The organism is Rhizobium sp. P2_G2, assembly GCF_056403555.1.
On the sequence record NZ_JBFUFF010000224.1, the window covers coordinates 1 to 3652 of the forward strand.

At 55.7% G+C, this 3652-nt stretch carries 4 protein-coding genes; all 4 read left to right on the forward strand.

The genetic code is table 11. The features are described 5' to 3' along the window. Window positions 1–201: transposase (locus AC1D06_RS42155; RefSeq protein WP_477991470.1), on the forward strand; the 201-nt coding region annotated here is incomplete at its 5' end. A gap of 12 nt (window positions 202–213) precedes the next feature. Then, the gene (locus tag AC1D06_RS42160) at window positions 214–834 is read left to right on the forward strand and encodes a tetratricopeptide repeat protein (RefSeq protein WP_477991472.1); all 621 of its coding nucleotides are present in this window, start codon (window positions 214–216) and stop codon (window positions 832–834) included. Window positions 835–1379: 545 nt separating this feature from the next. Next, a complete protein-coding gene (locus tag AC1D06_RS42165; RefSeq protein ID WP_477991474.1) occupies window positions 1380–1898 on the forward strand; it encodes a calcium-binding protein in 519 nt (172 codons plus the stop codon). 497 nt (window positions 1899–2395) lie between these two features. Next, window positions 2396–3652: adenylate/guanylate cyclase domain-containing protein (locus tag AC1D06_RS42170; protein ID WP_477991476.1), on the forward strand; the 1257-nt coding region annotated here is incomplete at its 3' end.

The window sequence follows — 3652 nt, forward strand, 5'->3', positions numbered from 1 at the left end:
GCCAATATCCCAGCCAAAAGCAATCGCAAGGACAGCTTTTCCTTCAGCCGATGGGTCTATCGGCAAAGAAATCTCGTCGAACGCTTCTTCAATAAGCTCAAACAATATCGAGCTATGGCAACACGTTACGACAAGAACCCAGCCAATTTCCTTGCCGCCGCCAAAATCATTGCTACCCGCATCTGGATCAACGCGTTATGAGTCTACGGCCTAGTGAAGACCTTGTGGTATGACGCGAGATACTACGCCCACGGGGATGACCGCGAGAAGGCGTTGGCCGAGGCGGAACGCATCACGAAAGAGGTTTTGCTGACCCGTCCGGACAACCCCGTGGCGACGATGTGGCTTGGTGGCGTGGCATGGCTTCGTGATCGCTATGACGATGCCGTCACGCTCTGCCGCCGCGCTTCCAAGCTTAGTCCGAGCGACCCTTGGGTATGCGGCTACTTCGGCACGATCTCAGTCTATGTCGGCGACCTGCGGGAAGGCTTGATGGTTCTCGAGCGTGCCGCACAACTTTCGCCACCGCCCCTCACTTGGATCATCTACAACATTGGGCACGCCAAAGCGTGGCTTGGTGACGACGCGGGTGCGGTGACCAGCCTGTGCCGTTACATTTCGGAAAATCCGCAGGATACCTGGGGCTATCTTATGCAAGCCGTCGTCGACGGAATTGCAGGACGGACCGAAGACGCTCGGCGCGCCGTTGCGGAAGCGCTGCGCCGACAGGCAGACCTCAACTTGGATCAGGTCCTGTGCTCGAACCGCTACCGCGACCCCGCACGGACCAAACGGCTAACCGAAGTGCTGAGGGCGGCTGGACTCCCCGTTTGAGAGCCCCTGGACTGACCTGGAGCTCCTCGGCAGCCTCGATTTTCTTTGCCTGAGCCGAGTGAGCTAAAAGTTGCAGATCATCACGCGGCCATCGCGGTTTGGCCGTGCCTTTGTATGCGGGCCACCGCAACAATGGCTCCCCAGGTGGCGTGCATGTCCTCGCGGTGGGATGGAGATCACGAGGCCCCAAGAAATGTCCGCAGACTCGTCGTGTGGAGGTATGGCCGGCGAAAGGCAGCCTTATACGTCAGCCGTTTCGTGAATTTGGCCAGCTCGACGAGCGCGGGATGCGGATGGACATCAACCCGGCCAGGAAGGGCGGGTCGCCACCATACAGAGAACGTATCGGCGGTGCCGAATTCTCCGTGCAGGCAACCGCGGATCTTGCCCGGCCGGATGCCGCTTGGTGTATGTGTAGAGCACCACAACGGGCTCATGAACTTTGATGAATTGGTACAAGATCAGACTTGGTGACGAAAATTCATCCTTGCTAAAATACCAAAGCGGCGTAACTTTACTGTGCCACGACATCGGGAGGAAAGTCCATGGCCACGATTACCAATGGAAATAAGGGCGGCTTACTACAGGGAACACCCCATGACGATACAATAGATGGTGCGGGCGGTGACGACTTGATCGGTGGCCTTCTCGGCGATGATACGATAGACGGCGGTACGGGCGACGATCATATTAACGGTGGCGCTGGCCACGACATTTTGACTGGCGGCAAAGGTTCTGATGTGTTTGTTTTCAAAGTGTTCACATCTGACGACAGCGACACAATAACCGATTTCAAAGTTGGTACCGAATTAGAACCTGGTGACTTTATAGGTATCGATGGCTACTACTTGACTGCATTCAGCAATGGACAGTTCACAGATGACGAATTCACGACAGGTAAACATGCGCACGACGCAAACGATTACCTGATCTATAACAACCATACCGGCAAGCTATTCTATGATGCGGACGGAAAGGGTGGCGAACAGCAGCATTTGCTTGCCACTTTCGAACACAAGCCCCACCTTGACGCAAATTMGTTCCACGTCTTCGTGGAAATGTGAACGAAGTCCGGTTCTACGAATTGGCCGGATAGCGGGTCGCTTTGTGATCTATTACTAACCTGGCCTACCATTCAGTGGTCAGGCCGCTACAATGCTCGGCCTGACCTCATACGTCTGAAGCAGACGATGGCGTCGGCTACCGATTAGGTCGACTCGGGAAAGATTGGAAAACGAGCAATCGTCAGTCTGTTTCGGCGTCCCACGTGACCCTATCATAGGCGTCGAACGCTAACCCTGGCGCATCTGAAAATAATGCGGATAGGATAAAGAGTTGGGTCGCAGAGATCAGGGTCATTTCTTCGACACCGAAAGGGGGCAAACTTCAGGGCTGAACTACATCTCAAGTCTCGGATGCGCCATGGGCGGTCATACGTGTTCGGGAGCACGACGTTTCGGGCTCAAGGGTTATACCGGCAAAACCACTATGGCTCCCACAGTCCCTATGCTAATCTTTCCGTGCTTGATCCACCATTCATTGACCGATGGAGGGTACTCGCGTGACAGATGTGATTTCGAATCGTCGTCTTGCCGCTGTCATGGTCGCAGATGTCGTTGGATTTTCCCGTCTTATGGAAGCGGACGAGGCAGGCCTGCTGCAAATCCTCAAAATGCGCTGGGCGACAATCCTCAACCCTGTCATTGAAGGCCATGGCGGCCGGGTGGTCAAGCTGATGGGAGATGGGGTGCTCGTCGAAAATCCGAGCGCAGTTAATGCGGTGAAAAGCGCCATTGAATTGCAAAGACAGATGGCGGCCGCAAATCAGGGCTTGCCCGAAGGATCGCAAATCTGGCTGCGGATCGGCATCAATCTTGGCGACGTAATTGGCGAAGGCACCGATATCTACGGCGAAGGCGTAAACATCGCCGCGCGGTTGGAGCCGTTGGCCAAGACGGGAGCTATCTGCCTGTCGGAGAAGGTCTATCAAGAGGTCAAAGGCAAGGTTGATACTTCGATCGTGGATATCGGGACGCTTCAACTGAAAAACATTTCGTCCCCTGTCCGCGGCTATGCAATTTCGCTGGCTGGCACCGACGCAAATAGCCCGCGAGCAGCAATTCAGCCCGTCGATCGCGATTTCTCGACGATCGCCGTGCTTCCGCTCAACAACATGTCCGGCAACGCCAACGATGACTATTTCGCCGACGGCATCACCGAGGACATCATTACCGAACTCGCGCGATGCAAGCACTTGGCAGTTGTCGCCCGCAACACGACGTTCACGTATAAGAACCGCTCCGTCAACATTATCGACATCGGACGCGAAGTCGGTGCGGATTTCGTGGTCGAAGGCAGCATAAGGGTCGCGGGCAAGCGTGTGCGTGTGACGGTGCAGCTTATCGATTGCAAGACGGGCGCGCATGTTTTTGCCGAAAAGTTCGATCGGCAAATGGAAGACATATTCGCGGTGCAGGACGAGATCGTCGATGCCATCATCAGCCGTCTGTCCTTCAATATCCAGGATGCGGCAGTGGCAGCCCGCGAGAAAAGCCCGACGAAAAGCACTTCTGCCTATACGTCCTGGCTTCGCGGAGCGGCGGCCTTTCGCAGCGGACAAGACGATGCGGCGCTCGAACATTGGCTCGAAGCGATCAGGATCGATCCCCACTACGCTCGCGCCCTGGCGAGCCTTGCGTCGCTCTCGGCATGCATGATGTTCCACGAACCCACCATCGCTACAAATCCGATCCGCGAGCGCGACGCATTGGCATATGCACGGCGTGCGATTGCTGCCGACAAAAGTGACACCTATGTG